At 42.9% G+C, this 22,928-nt stretch carries 27 protein-coding genes, 1 pseudogene and 2 other annotated features; of the genes and pseudogenes, 4 read left to right on the top strand and 24 right to left on the bottom strand.

The features are described from left to right. Positions 1 to 619: 619 nt before the first annotated feature. Positions 620 to 1,009 carry a ribosomal maturation YjgA family protein gene (locus M3234_RS22340; RefSeq protein ID WP_262306824.1) on the bottom strand — a complete coding sequence of 130 codons (390 nt, stop codon included), beginning with the start codon at positions 1,007 to 1,009 and terminating at the stop codon, positions 620 to 622. Between the two features lie 81 nt (positions 1,010 to 1,090). Here M3234_RS22340 and M3234_RS22335 point away from each other — a divergent pair, with 81 nt between their 5' ends. Then, complete coding sequence (locus M3234_RS22335) at positions 1,091 to 1,669, top strand: HAD hydrolase-like protein (RefSeq protein ID WP_262306823.1); 579 nt, start codon at positions 1,091 to 1,093, stop codon at positions 1,667 to 1,669. Positions 1,670 to 1,835: 166 nt separating this feature from the next. Here the strand turns inward: M3234_RS22335 and M3234_RS22330 are convergent. After that, a pseudogene (locus M3234_RS22330) lies at positions 1,836 to 1,955 on the bottom strand (VOC family protein); the annotation flags it as partial. Positions 1,956 to 2,290: 335 nt separating this feature from the next. On the opposite strand from M3234_RS22330, the gene M3234_RS22325 reads away from it, so the two are divergent. Further along, positions 2,291 to 2,617, top strand: a complete 327-nt coding sequence (locus M3234_RS22325) for an ArsR/SmtB family transcription factor (RefSeq protein WP_262306822.1) — start codon at positions 2,291 to 2,293, stop codon at positions 2,615 to 2,617. Positions 2,618 to 2,725: 108 nt separating this feature from the next. Here M3234_RS22325 and M3234_RS22320 read toward each other — a convergent pair whose 3' ends face one another. The 12 genes from M3234_RS22320 to M3234_RS22265 all read right to left on the bottom strand — a co-directional run bounded on the left by M3234_RS22320 (position 2,726) and on the right by M3234_RS22265 (position 11,238). Next, complete coding sequence (locus M3234_RS22320) at positions 2,726 to 2,896, bottom strand: hypothetical protein (RefSeq protein WP_262306821.1); 171 nt, start codon at positions 2,894 to 2,896, stop codon at positions 2,726 to 2,728. A 163-nt stretch (positions 2,897 to 3,059) separates the two neighbouring features. Beyond that, positions 3,060 to 4,856, bottom strand: coding sequence for an arsenical pump-driving ATPase (gene arsA, locus M3234_RS22315; protein ID WP_262306820.1), 1,797 nt, complete (start codon positions 4,854 to 4,856; stop codon positions 3,060 to 3,062). Between the two features lie 15 nt (positions 4,857 to 4,871). Then, positions 4,872 to 5,228 (bottom strand): arsenite efflux transporter metallochaperone ArsD, encoded by a 357-nt coding sequence (arsD, locus tag M3234_RS22310; RefSeq protein WP_262306819.1) that lies wholly within the window; start codon positions 5,226 to 5,228, stop codon positions 4,872 to 4,874. A gap of 60 nt (positions 5,229 to 5,288) precedes the next feature. Then, positions 5,289 to 5,711, bottom strand: a complete 423-nt coding sequence (gene arsC / locus M3234_RS22305) for an arsenate reductase (thioredoxin) (protein ID WP_262306818.1) — start codon at positions 5,709 to 5,711, stop codon at positions 5,289 to 5,291. A 14-nt stretch (positions 5,712 to 5,725) separates the two neighbouring features. Further along, positions 5,726 to 6,781, bottom strand: coding sequence for an ACR3 family arsenite efflux transporter (arsB, locus tag M3234_RS22300; RefSeq protein ID WP_285858594.1), 1,056 nt, complete (start codon positions 6,779 to 6,781; stop codon positions 5,726 to 5,728). A gap of 24 nt (positions 6,782 to 6,805) precedes the next feature. Next, positions 6,806 to 7,153, bottom strand: a complete 348-nt coding sequence (locus tag M3234_RS22295; protein WP_262306817.1) for an ArsR/SmtB family transcription factor — start codon at positions 7,151 to 7,153, stop codon at positions 6,806 to 6,808. A 19-nt stretch (positions 7,154 to 7,172) separates the two neighbouring features. Then, the gene (locus M3234_RS22290) at positions 7,173 to 7,574 is read right to left on the bottom strand and encodes a GNAT family N-acetyltransferase (protein WP_262306816.1); all 402 of its coding nucleotides are present in this window, start codon (positions 7,572 to 7,574) and stop codon (positions 7,173 to 7,175) included. A gap of 44 nt (positions 7,575 to 7,618) precedes the next feature. Next, positions 7,619 to 8,473, bottom strand: a complete 855-nt coding sequence (locus M3234_RS22285) for a phosphotransferase family protein (protein ID WP_262306815.1) — start codon at positions 8,471 to 8,473, stop codon at positions 7,619 to 7,621. Positions 8,474 to 8,486: 13 nt separating this feature from the next. Further along, the gene (locus tag M3234_RS22280; RefSeq protein WP_311315682.1) at positions 8,487 to 9,053 is read right to left on the bottom strand and encodes a phosphoglycerate mutase family protein; all 567 of its coding nucleotides are present in this window, start codon (positions 9,051 to 9,053) and stop codon (positions 8,487 to 8,489) included. A gap of 5 nt (positions 9,054 to 9,058) precedes the next feature. Further along, entirely contained in the window at positions 9,059 to 9,460 is a 402-nt protein-coding gene (locus tag M3234_RS22275; protein WP_285858593.1) for a hypothetical protein, read from the bottom strand. 100 nt (positions 9,461 to 9,560) lie between these two features. Next, complete coding sequence (locus M3234_RS22270; RefSeq protein ID WP_262306813.1) at positions 9,561 to 10,670, bottom strand: DUF4030 domain-containing protein; 1,110 nt, start codon at positions 10,668 to 10,670, stop codon at positions 9,561 to 9,563. Continuing rightward, positions 10,660 to 11,238 (bottom strand): RNA polymerase sigma factor, encoded by a 579-nt coding sequence (locus M3234_RS22265; protein ID WP_262306812.1) that lies wholly within the window; start codon positions 11,236 to 11,238, stop codon positions 10,660 to 10,662. The genes M3234_RS22270 and M3234_RS22265 overlap by 11 nt, the downstream gene beginning before the upstream one ends. A 172-nt stretch (positions 11,239 to 11,410) precedes the next feature. Next, positions 11,411 to 11,638 (top strand) — a binding site (T-box leader). Between the two features lie 38 nt (positions 11,639 to 11,676). Continuing rightward, positions 11,677 to 11,903: a binding site (T-box leader), on the top strand. Between the two features lie 51 nt (positions 11,904 to 11,954). Between M3234_RS22265 and thrS the strand changes: the two genes are divergently transcribed. Further along, complete coding sequence (thrS, locus tag M3234_RS22260; protein WP_262306811.1) at positions 11,955 to 13,163, top strand: threonine--tRNA ligase; 1,209 nt, start codon at positions 11,955 to 11,957, stop codon at positions 13,161 to 13,163. Between the two features lie 235 nt (positions 13,164 to 13,398). On the opposite strand, the gene M3234_RS22255 is transcribed toward thrS, so the two are convergent. From M3234_RS22255 to M3234_RS22245, 3 genes are read right to left on the bottom strand one after another with little or no spacing between them, the layout of a single operon-like run. After that, positions 13,399 to 14,247, bottom strand: a complete 849-nt coding sequence (locus M3234_RS22255) for an SPL family radical SAM protein (RefSeq protein ID WP_262306810.1) — start codon at positions 14,245 to 14,247, stop codon at positions 13,399 to 13,401. A gap of 15 nt (positions 14,248 to 14,262) precedes the next feature. After that, the gene (locus tag M3234_RS22250; protein ID WP_262306809.1) at positions 14,263 to 15,780 is read right to left on the bottom strand and encodes an ABC transporter permease/substrate-binding protein; all 1,518 of its coding nucleotides are present in this window, start codon (positions 15,778 to 15,780) and stop codon (positions 14,263 to 14,265) included. Further along, a complete protein-coding gene (locus tag M3234_RS22245; protein WP_262306808.1) occupies positions 15,777 to 16,727 on the bottom strand; it encodes an ABC transporter ATP-binding protein in 951 nt (316 codons plus the stop codon). Before M3234_RS22245 ends, M3234_RS22250 begins: the two co-directional genes overlap by 4 nt. Before the next feature lie 447 nt (positions 16,728 to 17,174). On the opposite strand from M3234_RS22245, the gene rpiA reads away from it, so the two are divergent. Further along, positions 17,175 to 17,834: a ribose 5-phosphate isomerase A gene (gene rpiA / locus M3234_RS22240; RefSeq protein ID WP_262306881.1), complete on the top strand. Its 660-nt coding sequence runs from the start codon at positions 17,175 to 17,177 to the stop codon at positions 17,832 to 17,834. Between the two features lie 64 nt (positions 17,835 to 17,898). On the opposite strand, the gene M3234_RS22235 is transcribed toward rpiA, so the two are convergent. From M3234_RS22235 to hxlA, 7 genes are all read right to left on the bottom strand, one after another. Then, entirely contained in the window at positions 17,899 to 18,180 is a 282-nt protein-coding gene (locus M3234_RS22235) for a cupin domain-containing protein (protein ID WP_262306807.1), read from the bottom strand. A 31-nt stretch (positions 18,181 to 18,211) separates the two neighbouring features. Beyond that, positions 18,212 to 19,504 (bottom strand): TRAP transporter large permease, encoded by a 1,293-nt coding sequence (locus M3234_RS22230; RefSeq protein WP_262306806.1) that lies wholly within the window; start codon positions 19,502 to 19,504, stop codon positions 18,212 to 18,214. Beyond that, complete coding sequence (locus M3234_RS22225) at positions 19,501 to 19,977, bottom strand: TRAP transporter small permease (protein WP_262306805.1); 477 nt, start codon at positions 19,975 to 19,977, stop codon at positions 19,501 to 19,503. Before M3234_RS22225 ends, M3234_RS22230 begins: the two co-directional genes overlap by 4 nt. Before the next feature lie 73 nt (positions 19,978 to 20,050). Continuing rightward, positions 20,051 to 21,082, bottom strand: a complete 1,032-nt coding sequence (locus tag M3234_RS22220) for a TRAP transporter substrate-binding protein (protein WP_262306804.1) — start codon at positions 21,080 to 21,082, stop codon at positions 20,051 to 20,053. A gap of 18 nt (positions 21,083 to 21,100) precedes the next feature. After that, a complete protein-coding gene (locus M3234_RS22215) occupies positions 21,101 to 21,733 on the bottom strand; it encodes a bifunctional 4-hydroxy-2-oxoglutarate aldolase/2-dehydro-3-deoxy-phosphogluconate aldolase (RefSeq protein ID WP_262306803.1) in 633 nt (210 codons plus the stop codon). A 14-nt stretch (positions 21,734 to 21,747) separates the two neighbouring features. Next, positions 21,748 to 22,305, bottom strand: coding sequence for a 6-phospho-3-hexuloisomerase (gene hxlB, locus M3234_RS22210; protein ID WP_262306802.1), 558 nt, complete (start codon positions 22,303 to 22,305; stop codon positions 21,748 to 21,750). Continuing rightward, the gene (hxlA, locus tag M3234_RS22205; protein WP_262306801.1) at positions 22,302 to 22,925 is read right to left on the bottom strand and encodes a 3-hexulose-6-phosphate synthase; all 624 of its coding nucleotides are present in this window, start codon (positions 22,923 to 22,925) and stop codon (positions 22,302 to 22,304) included. Before hxlA ends, hxlB begins: the two co-directional genes overlap by 4 nt. Positions 22,926 to 22,928 lie beyond the last annotated feature (3 nt).

Below are 22,928 nucleotides of genomic sequence, written 5' to 3'. Positions count from 1 at the left end.
TTTTTTCTATTAGGCTACCGAACTCCCACCTAACTTCGGACTTTTTTGCCTTTCTCTTAACCCGTTTTGTCCGAAGTAAACTGAACTATCGACCGAGTAGATAGTTTTTCCTATTGTTCTGGCGTTTTGAACCTCTCTTATCGACCGTGCCTTCACTTTTTTCGTGGTTTCGGGCGTTTTGAACCTTTCTTATCGACCGTGCCTTCACTTTTTTCGTGGTTTCGGGCGTTTTGAACCTTTCTTATCGACCGTGCCTGGACTTTTTTCGTGGCTTCGGGCGTTTTGAACCTTTCTTATCGACCGTACCTGGACTTTTTTCGTGGTTTCGGGCGTTTTGAACCTTCTTATCGACCGTACCTGGACTTTTTTCGTGGCTTCGGGCGTTTTGAATCTCTCTTATCGACTGTGCCTTCACTTTTTTCGTGGCTTCGGGCGTTTTGAACCTTTCTTATCGACCGCGCCTTCACTTTTTTCATGGCTTCGGGCGTTTTGAACCTCTCTTATCGACCGTGCCTTCACTTTTTTCGTAACTTCGGGCGTTTTGAACCTTTCTTATCGACCGTGCCTTCACTTTTTTCGTGGCTTCGGGCGTTTTAAACCTCTCTTATCGACCGCGCCTTCACTTTTTTAGAATTTGAGCATTATGAGCCATCTTATCCAAGAAACTTCCTATCAAAATGCCTGCAGTGTACCGATACAAGTCCACAACAAGAAACCCTTTTCCCAATACTAATGCCCCAAGCATCGTCCCTCGAATCTCATTAATCCAGCCGGCTTGATATAACTGACTGAACTCAATCCCGAAACTAAATAATAGGCTGAGCCCTATGGCGGTGAGAATGCTCTTCCGCACCAGCAAGAGGCGGAATCCGAAATAAACCATCATCGCCCACAATGCGTCCCCGGCGTTTTCGGCGATAAAGATCGGCAGGAACTGGCCGTATTTTCGGGAGGCAAGCCCTAATAAAATGACAATAACAATTGTAATCAAATACATTATCCTTTTCATCTGAATCACTCTTTTTCTATTCATCTTCCTTTTTAAATTACCATATGTTACGCTTTTACAATAAAAATTTATGAAAGAGTGATGACAATTAATATCCTATGGGACTTCGATGGAACACTTTTTGATACTTATCCGGCATTGGTGGAAGGTTTCGTTCAATTAGCCCAACAAGACCTTGACCGGGGAGAGGTTTTACAGTGGTTAAAAAAAGATTCGAAAACGGCCTTCAAACATTATGGCATTGATGAAAGCCGCAGGGGTGAGTACCAAACATATTTTAATTATCACTCAAAAAGGATCAGCAAGCCGTTCGATCATATAGAGGATGCCTTAGCAGCTGTCGAGAGCAATGTGATTGTGACCCATCGCGACAAGGAATCGACGATTTATCTGCTCGAAAAATATTACTTAATGAAATATTTTAAGGAAATTGTTTCGGTTGAAGAACAAGGCTTTACCAGGAAGCCTCATCGTTCTTCTTATGAATTTGTTCTTAAACGCCATCACATTGATTTGGTTGTGGGTGACCGGGAATTGGATTTAATTCCTGCAAGGGAACTGAACATCAAAACCGTTGCCTATCAAAATCCCAACATTGAAGCAGATTTTCACATTGACAGCTATGCAGACTTTATTCCCAGGGTCCTTAATCGGCTGTAATCAAAAAAGATGAGTTAAAGTTATTTTTCTAACTAAGCTCATCTTTTTGATTGTTATTAACAACAAGTTGGATTTATTATTTCTACCTTAACCGGTTCAGGGTCAGTGGCACAACAAGCCGACTCCGTCGTCAAGTCCTCAACATCCGCTTTGGTGTAAAGGAATTGTCGAGCAAGAACTTAGCATAGTCTGGCTTTACTTTTACCGGCCCCACATTAAAAACCTTCGAATAAAATTCAATCGACTTCTTTAAATCAGTAACATTGATCCCGACATGCATTTTCATAAACATCCCCTCCAATCAAATTACTTTAGCAGCAAGAAGATTATTGACCGCAACAAGATTCCTCTTGTGTATTTTCAACTTCCTTCATTTCAACTCCACAGCAATATGAACTCTTTTTACCAAACAACCCTTTAATAAAATTCATTTTTTCCATCTCCTTCATTTTTTAATTTCTATTAAATCAACTTTTTTTGATTTAATGCTCTTAGTATATTAACAATTTTTTCTAATCACAACCACTAAATCAATTTTTTTTGATTAAAGGCATTGACATTTGTAAATATTGGATATATGATTAATGCATCAAGATTATTTGATTTAAAAAGCAGGTGAAAATGGTGCAAGGAGAAATTCCATTAACAGACATATCATTGGATTCAACATTCGAAAAGTATGAGTTAAAATTCAAAGCGATTGCTGATAAAAAGAGACTGCAAATCATGAATATTTTAACCCAAAAAGGGGCCATGTGCGTATGCGATCTTGCTCCCTTAGTTGATATGGCGCAATCTAAATTGTCTTACCATTTAAAGATTTTATTAGATGCCAACATCATTACAAAAGAAACAAGGGGAACCTGGAGTTATTACGAACTGAATCACAAAGTGCTCAATCACTTGTTATCTCCAGAGCTTTGCTGTTTATTCAAGCCAACTTGCTGATAAATTTTTTAAAAAAATGTTACCATGTCCACAGTATCGGGATCTATTTTTACCTGATTTAATACAAAAAAGGAAGTTAGTGTATAACACAACTAACTTCCCTTATATTTAACAGCAGTTACTCTCATTTCCCAGTAACACAAGCCCATTGGCCTCTTGGTTGAAATCCATTGTTAGATTCTCCGTATATGGCTCTACATCGGGATCAATGGCGACCAATACTTCATTAACCGTTACGACTATATCCTTTTCATCCGGCTCATCCAGAGCCAGTCCCATTTTTGGCTGTCCTCAGCCAAAGCCTGCAAAATAGATACGAATGTTTTTGGCATCATGTTCTTGAAGCAATTGCTTCAGGACATCACGAGCCTGATCTGTAATATTCATCTCCCCATCACCTTTCAAAAAATTCACCCATTTATCATACCGTTTTTTGATAAAATTACAACGTATTTGCAACCAGGGTCCCTTGGTTACTAAATTTTTTTAACTGCTCATACCCAGTGATTTCTTCACTCATCAGTGGAACGATTGCAGATTTTTCAGCAAGCTCGGCTATCACCTGTCGAATCCAAGCTTCTTCGGCCTGTGCCCTTCCTTTGAGAACGGGGTCTTTTGTTTCGGCAGCATATAAACTTTGATTGATGACCCACCATTCCGTGAAAATATCGGCCCGCCTTAAATCAGCTTGCAACCGGCTTGCCTCTAATACCGGAGTGGCTTCCGCCAATGTGACGATGACCAAGCCCGTTTCCTTTCGATTCCGTAAGCGCGGGAGCAGCATCTGGACACTTTCGGGAATTTCTCCTGTGGACCGGGCAAGTTCTTTATGGTAGGACTGTGCGGCATCCAAAAGCAGCAATGTGTGCCCTGTCGGTGCCGTATCAATGACGACGATTTCATCCTGAGACCTTGCCACAACCTCCGCAAATGCCCGAAAAACGGCAATCTCTTCCGTACATGGCGATTTTAAATCCTCTTCTATATATGCAATCGCTTCTTCATCTAGCTCATCGCTTACCCTGAACAATATTTCCTGTCTGTAAGCCTCGACTTCCTCTGTTGGATTGATCCGGCTAATGGTCAATTGCTCATTTAATGCGCTATTTTGAAAAACAAACTCTACTTGGGCAGCTGGGTCGGTAGTGGTTAAGTGGACTTTATGGCCCTTTTCCACCAAGCCTACAGCAATCGCGGATGCAATTGTAGTCTTGCCAACTCCACCTTTCCCCATTGCAAAAATCACTTTCGTGTTATTTTCCGAAAAATCTTCCATTACTTGGTTTAAGCCAGGCAATGAGATTGGCTCGCCATTAGCGTCTAATTGCTTCGCAGGTAGTGTGTAATGTTTAAATAAATAACGCAGGTTTTGAATGCCTGTTAAGGAATACGACACAAATGGCAGCGAATACGTGACAACCTGTTTTAAATCTTTTGGCATCCCCTTGATTGCCTTGCGCTGTCTTTCATATAACGTTGCGGAAATTTTATCATCAGGTAAATAAGAATGTAATAATCCATTTATAATCAGAACTTGGTTTGAGATGCCAATATCCTTCAACTCTTTAGATGCACGGCTGGCTTCAAGCAAGGAGGACTCATCCGGCCTGGAAACAAGAATAAGAGTCGTTTTTCCACGATCAGAAAGTGTATCCATAGCAATGGCATAGATTTGTTTCTTTTCAGACACCCCCGATAAAGGCCCCAAACAAGAGGCGCCATGGGTGTTGTCTTCCAAAAAGCCGCTCCATGCCGTCGGCAGCTGCAACAGGCGGAGCGTATGCCCTGTCGGAGCCGTATCAAAGATAATATGCTCGTATTTTCCGTACACCTTTGGGTCGGAAAGCAAATTGGTGAATTGATCAAATGCGGCGATTTCAACGGTGCAAGCCCCCGATAACTGTTCCTCCATGTTGGCCACAACGGCATCAGGAAGTTGCCCGCGGTAAGGTCCGATGATGTTCTCGCGGTATGCTTTAGCGGCTTCCTCTGGGTCAAGATTACAGGCATAAAGATTGGGCACATTTGCGATCGCCATCGGACTATTTGTCAGCCCAACTTCCAATACGTCCTGCAAATTAGAGGCGGGGTCCGTACTGACCAACAACACCTTTTTGCCCTCTTCCGCTAAAGCCACGGCCGTCGCACAGGCTGTCGAAGTCTTGCCAACGCCGCCCTTGCCTGTGAAAAATAAAAATTTGGCCGCCACAATCATCTTCGGATCGAAAGGTTGAAACATGACATTCACTTCTCTCTATTTTAAATCGATTTTCAGTCCGACCTTTTGCTTTTTCGAAAGCTCGTCCACTTCTACTCCAAACCATGCTGAAAATTCTTCGTTGGTTGGGTAAATGCTAATTTTGGCGATTTTCCCATCAACGATCGAAACGGGCAATGCATCTGGCCCCTGTTCATGAAGAACCCGGTTTACCTCCGTGTTTTCAACGAATCTTCCAGGTTCGGTCGCAAGATTATAGCGTGTAATATCAAAGCCTTTTTTCTCCAATAAAAAAATCGCCGTTGCTACCCTGGTTAATTCAGGATCCACACTCGGACCACAAACGCCTGTAGGGCAGCATAATGCCGGGTCAAAGATTTGTACTTTGGTCATAAAATTCCCCTCCAAAACATAAGTAGGAAACCAAGAGTTCAGCCTCTTGGCCATCCCATTTTACTCCCCCGTATCGGCAAAACGTTTAATCCGATCCCCGATTTCATCGCGGACACGCTGAAAGAATGCCCATTTTTCTTCGTCAGTTCCTTGAGCTTTCGCCGGGTCATCGAATCCCCAATGGACCCGCTTTACATGGGGAGGGGTAACAGGGCAATGTTCGGCTGCATGGCCACATAACGTGACAACCAGTGCAGCGTTATTCAGGATATCTGGGTCAATGATATCAGATGTTTGTTTGGAAATATCCATGCCAGCTTCCTTCATCGCTTTAACGGCATTCGTGTTTAATCCATGTGCCTCCAGACCGGCACTTTTCACTTCCCAGCCGTCACCCAAATGTTTTTTAGCCCACCCTTCAGCCATTTGGCTTCGGCAAGAGTTTCCTGTACATAAAAAATAAATCGTTTTTTTGTTCTCCATGTTGAATTCCACCTTTAGGCTGCAGATTCTTTAAAATATTTTCGTTTAAACCATAATGCCACATTGACTAACGCAATCATCACCGGCACTTCCACAAGAGGCCCAATAACGGCCGCAAAAGCGGCACCGGAATGAATCCCGAATACGCCGACCGCCACCGCAATCGCCAATTCGAAGTTATTGCTCCCCGCCGTAAACGCAAGGGTTGTCGTGACAGGATAATTCGCGCCAATCTTATTCCCCATGAAAAAGGATACAAAAAACATTAATATAAAGTAGATGAATAACGGTATGGCAATTCTGATGACGTCTAATGGCAGACTGACGATCGTGTCGCCTTTCAATGAAAACATGACGATAATCGTAAATAAAAGTGCGATTAAGGTAATGGGGCTGATTTTCGGGATAAATACTTTTTCATACCACTGTCTGCCTTTTGTTTTTACCAGGGTAAAACGTGTCAGCATGCCCGCGATAAATGGGATCCCCAAATAGATGAATACCGATTTGGCCACCTCAAGCATCGTAATACTGACAACTGCCCCTTCGAGCCCGATCCATTCCGGAATGACGGTGACAAACACATAGGCATAAACCGAAAAGAACAGCATCTGAAAAATCGAGTTAAAGGCGACCAGTCCCGCCGCATACTCTGTATCTCCTTTGGCAAGATCGTTCCAAACAATCACCATCGCAATACATCTGGCCAATCCGATCATGATGAGCCCAACCATATATTCCGGTTTATCCGGGAGGAAGATAATCGCCAGCAAAAACATAAGGATCGGGCCGATAATCCAGTTTTGAACCAGGGATAACACCAATACTTTGACATCCTTAAAGACCCGGCCGATTTCCTCATAACGAACTTTTGCCAGTGGCGGGTACATCATTAGGATTAAGCCAATAGCCAATGGAATCGATGTTGTTCCAACCTGCAGTTCGTTCATCCCTTCGACAAATCCCGGAAAAATAAAGCCCAGGCCAATACCAACCGCCATTGCGATAAAGATCCATAGGGTTAAGTATCGGTCCAAGAAGGATAATCGTTTTTTATCTGTAGTACTCAATTTTTCTCACGTCCACTTTCAAAATTAACACCCGCACCGAAGGGTCGGATTGGCTATATCAATCAAGTTTATTTTATCTTTCTGTTCCGGTACATGTTCCAATATATCTTCAATAAGTCCATACAGCTCGCTTTGTTGATTCAAGGAATAGTATATCCACTGGCCCCTTCTTTCCTCTTTCACCATTCCTGCATCTTTTAATTTTCTTAAATGCTGGCTGATCGATGGCTGGCTCATATCAAACACTTCAAGAAATTCACAGACACAGCACTCACGCTGCTTTAAAATACCGATGATGGTAAGGCGGGTTTTATCTCCCAACAGTTTCAAAACAGCAGCGGCGCGGTCTAATTCAACAATGGTTTTAGACACAACGATACCTCCTTTTTAATCAGCATATAACTATATGCTTATATGGTAATTCGAATAATGATGGAATGCAAGAACGATCATGTAAAGTTATTGTAAAAAAAGATTGATATCCACAGGCTATCAATCTTTTACAGTAATTTTTCCATTGCCATCTTGAGATATAGACTGAAATATCGGCAACCCCGTCATAGGCACAACGATTATTGAACTGATTTAAAGAAGCCCAGCCGACAATTTTCCCGTCCATTTCCGCGACAATAACCTGATAACGGCCGGTATGCTTTTCAAACCATTCTTTCATATAAAGGGTATCTTTTTCATCTGTTTCTAATGTGGCAATTCGATCGTGAATTCCTTGATTGTAGATTTCACGTATTGCCCCAAGGTCGTCCACTTTCGCTTCCCTAATGAGGATATTCACATGTCTCCCCCCCTAAATTAAACAAAACACACTGCGATAAAATTCTATGATAGATCCGTTTCAACGGTCCATCTTAACCGTCTGATCCATTCTTGCTGAACTTCTTTTGGGGCATGTTGAACCTTATGCAACACCTTCCAAACCTTATATACACAATAACCCTTTAAGGATTGTGGGGATATATGGATTGGGCTATGCTGTTTGTATTCTTCCATAAACAAGGGGTTCAGAACTTCGGCATATTCAGGGAAATGCAGTTTGGTAAACCAACAGACCCAAGCAATATCGGTTATAGGGTTTGCCCATTCCGCCCACTCCCAATCCAAGATTGTCAGAGTATTAGAGTCAGTGTATAAAACATTATGAACCCCGTAATCGCCGTGGGTTAGGACCCATTCCTCCTGCGAATCGTTTATGCGCAACAGGATATCCTTAGAGGTACCGATAAGATCTTCTGGGACAAAATCCAAATCAAGGTTCAATTCAGCAAAATCGGAGGCCTTTATCTCCAAAGCCTCTTCATATATCTTGGAGTGGATATTTTTTGCAAGAGATGCTCCCAATCTTTTATATAATTCTTCTGCTCTCTCCTGTTCCTTGCTATCTAAAATAGATTGTCCATTCTGGCCGTTCCGGTACTCCATTACAATGATTTGAAAGCGATCCGTATTTATGACGTCGTAGATTTTGGGCGTCACCCCGGTGTCCTGCATCAATTTCAAGCAATTGATTTCATTTTCGATGTCCTTGTTAAGAGAATGGGCCAGCTTAATCACCAATGGAGGCTGCGATTCCGATTTTAATAGGAACGTTTCATTTGTGTATCCCCCGGTTAATCTCTCAAGCTTAAAATCACCGTACTTTTCATTTAAATGTTTTTTAATGATTTTTTCGTTCAAAAAAATATCCTCCTTAGTATTCAAGCCGAAACGTTGTTGAATCCCAGTGCTTGGCACTCGTTTTTCTATTTCCTATCCAGCCATTCTTTATGAGTTCCTTGGCAATCATTCTATTAAAAAATCCATGGCCGACCAAAACAACGGATTGATGTTCCTCTGCCCTTTCAACCAAGAACCTTGCGGCTGCTTCCGCTCTTCTTTTTGCCTCTTTTACTGACTCACATCCATTGGAATAACCCATAAACCATAAGCATCGCAAAATGACCGCCCACATACTCGCATGTAACCTTAAGCCCCTAATTTGGGCAACAGGCATTTCCGTTTCACGAAATAGTGAGTTTGAAATGACGGTTACGTTAGGTTTTAAATACTCCGCAGATTCCAGCGACCGTTTCAGATCACTTGTAATGACAATAGCAGCAGCCTTAATTTTTTCAATAGTTTCAGGAGGATAGGACTTTTCTTCAGATACTCCCTGGAAATCATATTGTTCAACCCATTTTTTAAACTCGTGGCCAGTAATCGGCTTATTCTCTGTCCATAATGATTTACCGTGTCTTATTAACGTAATTTCCATCATATCTCCTATTTTCGAACGAGTTTCTCTATATAATCATAATCTATGTTTTTATTTGTGGAGGTATAGAAAAATCCTTTGTATCTTATCGTATCAGATGAGTTAATCGTCAATTCCTTAATCGGTTTGCCCTTATGATCAAAAATGGTTGTACGAAAGCTATATCCCATATACATAAAAGAAGGTTTTCCTTTTTTAAATGTTACTCCATTCAAGTTATTGATAATATGATTGATGTGTTTCCTGTCGGTAATCTCTACCTGATAACCCGTATTTCCATCAAAAACCTTAATCTTGGAAACGTCCGATGGGGTGATATTCACCAGTTTATGAGGTATAAAAGTGAACGAAAACAACAGCAGTAATACGCATGGAATGGTTATAACGAGCATCCAAATCTTTTTTTTCAAAAAAAACACCCCCCATTTTTCAATATACTATAATTAAGACAATAATGGCTCTTATTAAGGATAAAGACCCTCCTACATAAAATGCAGAAGGGCCAGAAATCTAATTTTTTATTGTCCGCAACGTCTTTTTATCCTTACTTAAAATAACAATTTCATATATGTCGGTTTGAACGGCAGTTTTGGCTTCCTCTGTTTGCATGAAATCCTTGATGGCCTGTTCGACCTTTGCCGCCACTTCCTCCTGCTCCGCGTCAGCAGAAGAAACCGTGGTCCGGACTTCGATATAGAAGCGTTCTTTATTATTAGAATAGCCGGTTCCACTCACTTTAAATTCGGTTCTGCCCGTTAGCCCTTCTGTCATCGTTAGGTACAAGGGCACTAATCGGCCTTCCCGTTCCTGCAAATTAGGGTCAATCAGGTAAAATTTTATTTTGTATTCCTTAATCTGCTCCTGCTGCAATCTTGTTAAAATATCACTCTTAATCTGATCCAATCTTGTCTCGGTTTTGGGAATATATTCAATGTTGATTCTTCTATCACTGCTGATTCCAATTCCGTTCGGCTCATATCCATACTGTTGCAAAACCTCACCGACAATCGCCGTTACTTTATCTGCCTCTGCGTCAAACTCATGATCAATTGTTTCAAAATGCTCCGCAGCCCTTTTGCCAGCATCAGGGTCGTGGAATACCCTTACGTTGTAGGCATCATTGTTTCTTTTCTTCAAGATATCCTTAACCAGGTCTTCCACTGGCGTTTTAACTTCGTTATAGTACTCAACGCTGCCTTCAAACCCAACAGTTACTTCCTTCTCAGGAATGCTTACACCTAATTGATCGTATCGGTATTGCTTCTGATCCAGGGCCTCTTTTACTTCATCAAAAAGCGGTTTGGAATCAAATAACCCCCCTAAATAAGGAATAGTCGAGACAATTTGGGCCATGGCGGGTGAGACAAAGGCCGATCCGACGAAGAGGCCAAACGCCGCGGTGACGGAAACCGTAACGGCAGTCACCCGTTTCCACAATACCTTACGCCCCTTTAACCCATGACGAAAGGTGTTCCAATCTTTTTCCGTTTGTTCCTCGATTTCCTTATTAATCTCGCCGTTCGCGTATCGCTCCGGCAGGTCTGCAATAAATTTTTCAAGGGTGTCAGGCACCTGCAAATGTTCCAATGATGAGAGGTTCACTTCTTTTTTAGAGCCCATTCGTCTTTACCTCCTGATAAAAATTCTTTGAGTTTCCCATTATTTCCGCAAGCTTTTGCCTTCCTCGTTTAATTCGGGTTTTGACGGTGTTGATGTTTTCATTAAGAATAAGCGATATTTCTTTCAGGGATAAATCTTCATAATAATGGAGATACAACGGCAAACTCTGGTCTCTTTTCAACTTCTGGAGATGGGCCAGCATTTCCTGTTTTGTTTCATTTTGAATCGCCTTCTCCTGTGCCGATTGGTGAATGATTTTGCTCTGGGCTTCGTTGCTATCCTCAAAATCAACATGTATAACACGATGAGTTTTTCGATAGATGTCGATGGAGCGGGAATAAACGAGACTGTAGAACCATGCCTTAAAATTCGTTAGCTCCTTCTGTTTCATAATGCTGATATACGCCCCTTCAAGTGCATTCTGCAGCGCATCCTCTGCATGTTCTTTTGATTTTAAAATAAGAAAAGCTGTTTTATAGGCTGAGGGCAGAAGATTTCGAACCAGTAGGCCAAAGGCTTCCTTATCCCCTTCCCTAATTTTTTGCATCAGTTCCTGTTCATTGTTCAAAGATGGGACCTCCCCTTGCAAATGTTTCATATGGTAAACGAAATGGAAGTGTCATTTGGTTTCACTTTTATCTTAGGAAATTTTTCCAATCGGAAATAGAAAATTTTCAAAAAAGAATTGACCTTTTCAAATATCTGTATTAATATTAGCAACAACCATAAATTGTAAATCAATTTAAGCTATGAAGAGGACATGAATCATTCTTAGACTTTCTTTCCAGAGAACGGGGCCATTGGCTGAAAGCCCTGAAGAAAAGAGAATGGTTTACCACCTTGGAGCTATTATAGGGAATTCGAAGTATCTATAATCGGGTAATCCGTTATCTTTCTTGAGCTTAAGACAGGCCGAATGGCTCGTTTTATGGAATTAGGGTGGAACCACGACCACACTCGTCCCTTTTGTTGGGATAAGTGTGGTCTTTTTTTTATAAAATTTCATAGTTAAGCGTTGAAAAGGACATGAATCATTCTTACGATTTCTTGCCAGAGAACAGGGCCATTGGCTGAAAGCCCTGAAGAAAAGTGAATGGTTTACCGCCTTGGAGCTATTATGGGGAACTGTTATCAAAGTATCTGTAATCGGGGAAATCCGTTATCTTTTTTTGAGCGTAAAGCAGGCATGTTTTACGAAATTAGGGTGGAACCACGACCACACTCGTCCCTTTTATTGGGATGGGTGTGGTCTTTTTTTTATATAAAAATTAGGAGGAATGAAAAATGATGAATCAATTGGAAGCAGAAAAAAGAAATCATCGAAAGTTAGGACAAGAGTTAGAACTATTCACTTCAATGGAAGAAGCGCCAGGCATGCCGTTTTTCCTGCCAAACGGGATGGTGGTTCGGAATGAGCTTGAAAACCTATGGAAGAAAAAGCACAGAAAGGCCAGCTATCTGGAAATTAAAACACCGATTATGATGAAACAAGAACTTTGGGAACAATCCGGCCATTGGGACCATTATCACGAAAATATGTACTTCTCCAATGTAGATGAGCAAAATTATGCGATTAAGCCAATGAGCTGCCCCGGCGCTGTATTAATTTTCAACAGCAAACGGAGAAGTTATCGGGAATTGCCAATCCGCTATGCAGAACTTGGATTGGTCCACCGGCATGAACTGTCCGGCTCGTTAAATGGGCTCTTGCGGGTACGTGCCTTTACTCAGGACGATGCTCATATATTTGCCCGGGTAGACCAGATTGAGTCCGAAGTTGCCAAAGTCCTTGAATTAGTGGATGAGTTTTACTCCCTGTTTGGATTTCATTATAAGGTCGAACTGTCCACTCGTCCGGAGGAATACATGGGCTCGCAGGAAATGTGGGATCATGCGGAAGCTGCGCTGGAATCTGTGTTACAGAGCAAAGGGGTTGATTATCAGCTGAATCCTGGCGATGGAGCATTTTATGGTCCGAAAATTGACTTTCATATTTTGGATTCACTCGGCAGAAGCTGGCAATGCGGCACTGTCCAATTGGATTTTCAAATGCCGCAAAAGTTTAACTGTGGTTATGTAGGCGAGGATAACAACCTTCATGTTCCCGTGATGATTCATCGGGCTATCTACGGCTCGATTGAGCGGTTTATGGCGATTTTAATTGAACATTATGCTGGGGAATTCCCGCTTTGGCTGGCGCCAGTTCAGGCAAAAATCATCCCGGTTTCCGAGGCTCAGATGGATTATGCATATAGCGTGAAATCTCGGTTTGAAGCAGCAGGATTGCGTGTCGAAGTCGATGACCGGAATGAGAAGATGGGCTTGAAGATCAGGGAAGCCGAAAAACAAAAGGTTCCTTTTATGCTGGTCGTTGGGGATAAAGAAATTGAGAACCATTCCTTGGCATTGAGGAAGCGAAAAGATGGGAATCTTGGTGTACTGAGCATTGAGGATGCGATTGCGAGGTTCTTGAAGGAAATAAGCCTGGGGTAATTAAGGGGAAGCTGGAAGGAGAAATTTAATAAGCGTGGCATTAGTTTTGCTTGAGGGGTTTGGTGTTATGAATATTCTATAATGACCGAGGCATTGGTTTTTTCATGCGCTCGGGCGTTATAAACCTTCCATAACGACCGGGGCGTTGGTTTTTTCATGCGCTCGGGCGTTATGAACCTCTCATAACACCCGGGATGTTGGTTTATCATAGGAACATGGTCGTGGAGTAGGCACCTTAAAGTAACGATTGAAAATTAGGAAATGCCTCATTACAGGAAACACCAATCATTTCACCAGAAAAGTAGTTACTAAAATATTTTTTTACCCGATCATGGATATCCTCACTGTACCACTCCGATAACCCATACTCCTTAAATAATTCCGGCATCCCCAATCTCTCTGAACGCCGTCCCCCTTGACCATCGCCAATAAGGAGGCTATCAATCCAAATCCGATTCACGATTCCATCCAACAGTTTCGGGAAATCAGGGGTAAATGGCAGTACAGGAGAAATCGAAGCCTGGGTAGGCACACCCGCATCATGAACATCCTTCAAGGCTTTTAATCGTAATTTTATCCCAGGGGCATAGGGAGCAAAAATTTGCTTGATGTCTTCTCGGTCGGTTTCAATCGTCATCGATACAACGATATCACATTTTCCCTTTAATTTTACTAACAAATCTAAGTCCCTTGTGACGAGCGGGCTTCGCGTTTGAACTTGCAGGAAATCAGGCGGATTCTCTACCATTTCCTCCAAAATCGCCCGGGTGATTCCAGCCTTCCGTTCCATTGGCTGGTATGGGTCTGTAGCGGATGACATAAAGATAATTACTGGCTTACTCCTCTTGCGAAGTCTGATAATTTCTTTCCGGTAATTTTCGGCCGCGTTCGTTTTGAGGTCGAGCCATTCTCCCCATGGGATTCCTTTGAACCGTTGGAGGGGCATTTCCCTTACATAGCAATAACTACAGGAGAAGCCGCAGCCGCTGTATGGATTCAGGGAATGGGTGAAGCCGACGTCCAGATATCCCTTTGCTTCTGTAAGGATTTTCTTGGCTTGTGTTTCTTTTACTTCCATTCCCATCTCCACCCTTCCTCATTACTTTAGTAAATCATTTTTTTCTAAAAATTCCTTCGCCACACTGTTAGCCTTTTTCTTCTCAACCGCAACCTCGTAATTCATTTTTCTCATTTCATCATCGGTAATTTTGTCAGAAAGTTTATTCAAAATATCTTTTACCTCTGGATATTTTTCTATTGTCTCTTTCTTTAATAAAGGTGCGCCTTGATACGGAGGGAATAAATTTTTGTCATCCTCTAATACAACGAGATTATATCTTTCAAGTTCACTATCCGTTGAATAGGCATCTACTAAATCAATATCGCCTCTTTTTACGGCCGCATACCTTAATTCCGGCTGCATAATGGTAACTTTGGAGAATTGGATTCCATAAAGCTTTTGGATCCCGAGGTATCCATCTTCGCGCTCAGGGAATTCCGGCGTGAATCCAGCCTTTATCGCGCCTTCTATTGGTGCCAAGTCAGAAATCGCCTTCAGGTTATACTGCTGCGCTAGTGACGCTGGCACTGCCAATGCATAAGTATTATTAAATTTCATCGGCTTAAGCAGAACTAAATCTAATTTGGTTAACAGGCCATCCTTGGCTTGTTCATAGACTTCTTTTCGATTCGTGCTCTTTGGTTGTTCTTTTAACAAATCTGCGATGACCGTCCCGGTGAATTCAGGATAAATATCGATACTGCCCGAGGTTAAAGCATTATAGACAAAGGTGGTTCCGCCCATATTTGGTTTCACCTCAACACTCAGGGAAGAATTCTCTTCAATTAAAAGCTTATACATATTCATCAAGATTTCCGGTTCTGCCCCCAATTTTCCTCCGATGATAATGTCTGCTCTTTTTGGCTGCAAGAACGAAGTAACGGTGATGACCAAGAAAGCGGCGATGATGACTGAAACGATGGAGACCATCGATTTCTTAAACGACATCTTCTCAATTTGCCTCAGTAAAAAGTCGAAAAATAACGCTAACAGGGCTGCTGGAATCGCCCCTAACAGGATCAGGCCCGAATCATTTCGGCTGATTCCGACTGTGATCAAATCGCCTAATCCACCTGCCCCAATCAGGGCTGCAATCGTTGCCGTACCGATAATCAGCACCATTGCGGTTCGAATCCCAGCCATAATAACAGGCATGGCAAGGGGAAGCTCTACCTTAAATAACAATCTGCGGTTATTCATACCAAGCCCTTTTGCCGCTTCAATCAAATTGGGGTCCACTTCTTTGATTCCAGTATAGATGTTTCTTAAAATTGGAAGCAACGCATAAATGACCAAGGCGATAATCGATGGAACAGTGCCGATTCCGACAAGTGGTATGAGCAGCCCTAACAACGCCAGTGACGGAATCGTTTGAAACACAGCGGCAATTCCAATGACAATCTCAGCCGCTTTCTTTTTTCGGGTTAAATAGATTCCAAGGGGAATCGCGATGATTAAAGCAAAAAACAGGGCAATGAAGGAGATTTCGATATGCTCGATTAAACCTTTTAGCAAATCTCCCTTTCTTGCTAAAAAGGTTTGGAATAAATCGTTCATTCTACTGCACCTTCTTTCAGGCTGCTCGACAGATGCTGAATCAACGTCTGTCTAGTTACATAACCGATGATTTTCCCGTCCTTTTCTATGCCGACTTGGTCCTGCTCCGATAATGCTTCAAGGGTTAGCTGCAATGAACTGGTCACTGGGATCACCGGGATATTCTCTGCCTCTGTATTGACACCAGATAGAACCTTTTCCAGCTCAAAATGGTAATCTCTTTGATTGTTCGTTCCAATAAATTCTCTGACAAAATCATTAATGGGATGATAGATTAATTCATCACGGGTCCCAATTTGAACGATTTCTCCATCTTTCATAATACAAATCCGGTCGCCTAACTTTAGCGCTTCCTGCATATCATGAGTAACGAAAACGATGGTTTTCTTTATCGTTTTTTGAAGGTTCACGATATCATCCTGGAGCTTTTCTCTGCTGATCGGATCAAGCGCACTAAATGGCTCATCCATCAAAATGATTTCTGGGTCGGCCGCCAAGGCTCTCACAACCCCGATTCGTTGCTGCTGGCCGCCGGATAACTCACTCGGTTTTCTGTGTTTATACGTTTGGGGCTCTAATCCTACCATTTCCAAGAGCTCGTCCACTCTTTTGCCGATTTTCTCTTTGCCCCACTTCTTCATTTCGGGAACAACGGCGATATTCTCTTCTATGGTCATATGTGGAAAAAGAGCAATTTGCTGAAGCACATACCCGATATTCCAGCGCAGTTCATGAATATCATAGTCGCTGATTTTTTTCCCATTTATTAAAATGGTGCCATCAGAGATATCGATTAACCGATTGATCATTTTGAGGGTAGTGGTTTTCCCGCTGCCGCTCGGTCCAATCAGAACGAAAAATTCTCCTTTATAGATGGTAAGATTTAATTGCTTAACAGCAGTCGTACCATCATCGAACTGTTTTGATACATTTTCAAAGTGAATCATTTGTTTACTCCTTATTTTTTTGGCGCTAATTTAAAGGATTCTCGTTTTTTCTATTAATTCCTTTTAAAAATTTCATAAATTTTGTCTATTGGAACCTTTCTAAAGGACACTATCCTACTGAAACCCGCCCAAGTTGTCTAATATAACACGGCTATAAGACACTTTTCTAGTGAAACCCCCTTAAACTGTCTAATAGAACACTTCTATAAGACACTTTTCTAGTGAAACCTCCTCAAACTGTCTTATAGAACACCTCTATAAGACACTTTACCACAATAGCCAGTTCAAACTGTCTAATAGACTCTTCCTGTAATTAAATAGTCTCGTTATTCAATCACACAAGCTCAACACCATCTGGTTTAAAAGTTGAAACTTATTTTTGATTTGTTCAATGGTATAATAAAGAAAAAATAAGAGGTGACTTCCTTGTTAAACGCTTCAGATATAATGAAAAAAGCAGCCGGAGAGAAGGCGGCAGAATATGTAGAAGATGGGATGGTCCTTGGCTTGGGGTCCGGTTCGACGGTGTATTGGCTGTTGAAGAAATTAGGAGAACGGGTACAACAGGGACTTACCATCAAGGGTATTCCATCCTCTATTAGGACAGAAGGCTGGGCCAAGGAATTTAATATCCCGCTGACTGATTTTTCCGAGGTGCCGCTGCTCGATTTGGCGATCGACGGGGCCGATGAGGTTGATCCCGATTTCAATTTGACCAAGGGCGGCGGCGGTTCGTTGTTGCGGGAAAAACTCGTCGACATCCAAGCGAAACAGCTGATTATCATTGCCGATGAATCCAAACTGGTTGGGCAATTGGGGGAGTTCCCGCTTCCAGTTGAAGTCGTCCCCTTTGGCTGGGAGACAACGGCAGAACGGATTGCCGGCCTCGGATGTACGCCGATTTTAAGAAAGAAAAATGGAGACATTTTCATAACCAATAATGGGAACTATATTTTGGATTGCAAGTTCGAGGCGATTTCAAACCCGAAAGAATTACATAAGCAATTAAAGCTGGTACTAGGTGTGGTTGAAACCGGGCTGTTTATTGACATGACAAACACGGTCATCATTGCTGGGCAAGATGGAGTAAAGGTCTTGACGAAATAAAATTCAGGTCTCTCCGACCAAAATAAAGAGGAGAGGACCCCAACATGGGCCCTCTTCCTTCTGATTATTTTTCCAATAAATCCTCACGCAGCGGGGTGAATATATCGAGAATGACACATTCCTCCAGCACCCGTACCTGATGCTTCACATTGGGTGGAACATACTGAGTGTCGCCGACGACCAGAATTCGCTTTTTTCCTGCTACATCAAACTCCACTTTTCCTTTTTCAATATAGCTAATTTGTTCGTGAATATGTTGGTCAACGTCACCGTGAAATCCTTCAGCCAGATGAACTCTGACCAACATTAGCGATCCCTCGCTGCTTAATATTTCTCTACTAACCATGATGTTCCCTCCAAGTTGTTTCGGTCATTCTTTATAAAAACATGCTCGGATTAATGAGCTTCGGTACAAAGAACGCGATGCTTGGGAAAAATGCCACAAACACGAGTACGACCAGAATTATCGCGATGTATGGCAATACCGCCACGAGCGAGCGTTCAATACTCATTTCTCCAATTTTTGCCGCCAATAATAGGCACAGACCGTAAGGCGGAGTCACTAGTCCAATCGCCAACGTGATGACTACAATCAGTCCCAAGTGAACTGGGTCCATTCCAAATTGCGTTGCTGTCGGCAAGATGACCGGAACAAACAGAATCATCGCTGGAATCGCATCCATGAACGTACCAATAAATAAGAAGAAAGCAATAATAATCAGAATGAATACCCATTTTGCTCCGACGTTGTTCACAAAGAAATCCTGGGCCATTTGCGCAAGCTGATAGTAGCTCAACAATTCGCCAAGCGCACTTGCCGCTGCCAGCGCGAACAATGATAACGAGCTAAGCGCAAGGGTGTCCGTCAAGATTTTTGGAATATCTGCGAGCTTAATCGTCTTATAGTAAAACATGCTGATGATTAACGTATACATGGAAGCAACGGCTGCCGCTTCTGTTGCGGTAAAGAATCCGGTAATAATCCCGCCGATGATAATAATCGGGGTAATCAGCGCCGGAATCGTTTCCTTCACCAATTTCAGGAACTCGGTCAGTTTCGCCCGTTCCGCCTTCGGGTATCCCTTCTTAATCGCACGGAAATAGACGAAAATCATCATGCCGACGCCAATTAAAATCCCGGGAACAATCCCGCCGAGGAATAAGGCACCAATTGAAGCATTGGTTAAGCCTGCAAAAATAATCATCGGAATACTTGGCGGAATAATAACACCAATCGTGGAAGACGCCGCGGTTACTCCAACAGCCGTTTCCGTATCATATCCTTGCTTTTTCATATTCGGAATCAGAATTTTACCAACACCGGCCGTATCCGCCTGGGCGGCACCGGAGACACCGGCAAAAATCATCGAAACCAGGATGTTGGCATGGGCCAAGCCGCCGCGGATATGACCGACAAGCGCCATCGACAAGTCAATCAGCTTTTGTGAAATCTTTCCGCTGTTCATCAAGTTGGCTGCCAGGATAAATAAAGGCACCGCCAGCAATACAAACGAGTCAATCCCATTTAACATTTTCATCGGAACGGTTACTTCCGGGATATACGGAACCGTAAAGATTCCAATCAACGCAATGATCCCGATAACAAACGCGATTGGCACGCCAATGAACATTAGAATCAAAAACAAGGCTACTAATATAATCGCGGTCATGCTTTAACCCCCTTTCCCTTTAACGCTTTAAAGTCGCCAATCAAATGTTGAAGGGTATAAATGGCCATTGTCAGGCCGGTAATCGGCAGCGAAATCCACACATAGCCCATCTTCATTGATGGCAGCGAGGTCCAGTTATAATTCCAGAACTGCTTAACCGCTTCTAATCCGTAATAAAACAGCGCAACCGCAAACAATAACACAATCGTATCAATGACCACTAATAACGTTGCACGTGATGATCCCTGCAGTTTTTGCAAAAGGAAATCAAAGCTAAAGTGCTCCCTGCGGCTTAGCATGACAGACGCTCCCATAAAGACCGACCAGATGAAGGAATAGTTGGCGACTTCCTCTGTCCAAATTACCGAAATGCCGAGATGTCTGGTGATAATTTGAATGATAATGGCAACAAAGAAGATTGATAAGAAAATTACCCCAACGGTAAGTTGTATTTTTTCAAGCATTTTAATCATGCTGGTTCACCTGCCCCCTTATTAACAAGAAAGGGAAGAATCGTATAACCTCTTCCCTTCATTACAATAATTTTTATTTCAAGTCACGGATTTGCTTTAATAATTTGTCAGCTCCCATTTCTTTGGCAGCCTTGTCTTGAATCGGTGTTGCCAATTTAATGAATGGTGCACGGTCAATCTCGTTCACTTCTGCACCTTCAGCAATTGCTTTTTCTTTATACTCTTTTTCCTGTGCATAAACAGACTCTCTTTCAGCCTCAACAGAAGCTTTTGCTGCTTCTAAAATTGTATCTTGTTGTTCTTTTGTGTAAGAATCGAACTTCTTGCCATTTACCAATAAGAAGCGGGTAGTGTAGTCGTGCCCTGTTTCAGTGATGTACTTACCGTTTTTCGTCTTGTGGTGATTTTGCTGAACAAAGTACGGATAAGCGTTTTCAGAAGAATCCACTACGTTCTGCTGCAGTGCTTGATACAATTCGCCCCATGCGATGGAAGTTGGAACAGCGCCTGCTTGCTTCCAATAATCAGCGACAACACCGGATGTTTGTGTTCTATAAGTTAAGCCTTTTAAATCATCCATTGTCTTAAGCGGCTTTTTGCCGTAGTAATGTCTTACCCCTGCAGACCAGTAACCGACAATTTTGAAATCATTGTTTGATTTTTCATTGACAAGCTTGGCCATTTCTTTACCAACATCGCCGTCGACAACCTTTTCCCAGTGCTCATAGCTGTCGAACAGATAGGGAAGTGCCAATAAATCTACTTCTTTAATGCCAGTTTGCGTCATGAATCCAGGAGAAACCAAGACAACATCAGCGGCACCCAATTTAAGCTTTTCTACAAGCTCAGATTCTTCTGTTCCAATCGTACCAGCATGAACTTCTACTTCGATATTGCCGTTAGACTTGCTTTCAGCCACTTCTTTGAACTTCAATAGACCTACTTGATATGGGTTATCAGGAGACGTTTGGTTATGGGCAGCAACAATTTTAATTTTCTTTGCTTCGCCCTCACCATTGGTTTTTGCCTCTTCCTTGCCACAACCTGCCAAAACAACGGATATAACCATTAGTAAAACAAAGGACAATGAGAAAAACTTTTTCATATTCCTAGCACCTCTTTGTTAGATTGTTTTTTGTAGATTTGTGTATTCTATGGCTCTTTGTGTTAGAGCCAGAAAATCCTCTTCATGGTGAAGCTTCTTTGGGTTAACGAGATTTGAGCCTACTCCGACCGCTATCGCGCCCCCGTTTAAATAGTCTTTGACATTCGATGTGTCGATTCCCCCGGTTACCATTAATGGGACATGTGGAAACGGACCCTGAATGTTTTTGATATAGCTTGGGCCAAAGGCGTTGACAGGGAATACCTTGATCATATCGGCGCCATGCTCATATGCGGTCAAGATCTCGGTCGGCGTCAGCGCGCCCGGAATGCTGACCACTCCATATCGCTTAGTCATCTTGATGGTCTCGACGTTCAGTGACGGTGACACAATAAATTTGCTTCCCGCGAGAATGGCCGCACGCGCTGTTTCGGGATCAAGCACCGTCCCGGCACCAACCAGAACCTCATCGCTGAGTTCATCGGCCACTTTTTCAATCATCTCCATCACTTTTGGAGTTTCCGCGGTAATCTCTAGGACCTTGACTCCGCCTTTATTTAAAGCGTTTGCAATCGGAACAATATTGTCCGGTGTTGCTCCTCGAATGACGGCAACAATCGGGTGTTTTTTTAAAAATTCTATTACATTCATGGCTGGCTCCCCTACTATTCCAAGTTCGTATGCCGCTTGGTCATCTCGGCATAGGTGGATTCAGCGTTCTCGGTTTGTAACGTGCCAATGATCACCGCATCGAGAACGAGATGGACCGACTGGTCAAATTGATTGCCTAGCGGTTGAATCGTTTCCGGTTCGCTTGGCCTGCGGTATTTTGTTGCTGCCGGGATCACAAGCACCCCATCACTGATGGCAGCAATTTTAGATTCGCGGTTGGTCGTCACTAGAAAAACCTTGGCCCCCAACAGTTTTGCTTTTTCGGCAAATTGGAGGATGCCCCCGGTGGAACCCGACCCGGTAATCGCTACCAATAAGTCGTCCGCATCAATGCTTGGGGTCACCGTCTCACCGACGACAAAAACCGGAAAGCCCCCGTGCATCAAGCGCATAGCGAATGCCTTGCCCATCAGCCCGGAACGCCCTTCTCCATATACAAAAATTCGTTTAGCCGACTTCAGGTGCTGTGATAAATGAATCGCTTCCTCCTCGGACACCCGAGAAAGGACGGTTGATATTTCATTGGCGACTGTGTGGATGATATTTTTCATCGATTCATCAGTCCTTTCAAAGTTGCTGCGGCCTCTGCCGGATTGGCGGCCTTGGTAATCGCGCTCCCAACGATCACGGTATCAGGGTTAATTTCCAATACCCCCGGAAGCGACTTTGCATCGATGCCGCCGGCGACGGCCACTTCAAATTTTGTAAAGCCGTTCAGCAGTTCCAATTGGCCGGCGCCAATCGAGCCTTCCTGCTGCATATCCTTGCCAAAGTGAAGGCTGACCAAGTTGGCACCAAGCTGCTGTAAGTCAGCAAGGCGGTTTTGGTCCGTCACCCCAAGCAAATCAATCATAATTTGCTTGCCATATTGTTTGGCCACTTCCAGTGTATCCTTGATTGTTTTATCAGCGGAAAACGCCATCACGGTCGTGATATCGGCGCCAGCCTCAAAAGCTTGAATTGCTTCATGCTTACCGGCGTCGCAGGTCTTCATATCGGCGACAATGATTTTTTCCGGATACTGCTGTTTGATTTCCCTAACAATGGTCATTCCATATTCTTTAATTACCCCTGTTCCAACCTCAACCCAGTCCACATAAGGAGCGGTTTCCTGCAGCAGGTGAAAACATTCGTCTCTTGTCAATCGGTCAAGGGCCAGTTGAAGCTTCATTCT

The sequence above is a fragment of the Neobacillus niacini genome, from assembly GCF_023715785.1.
In the GTDB taxonomy this organism is placed as follows: Bacteria; Bacillota; Bacilli; order Bacillales; family Cytobacillaceae; genus Neobacillus; species Neobacillus niacini_E.
The sequence above is the reverse complement of the archived record's forward strand: the minus strand, read 5'-3'. Positions and strand labels throughout refer to the sequence as shown.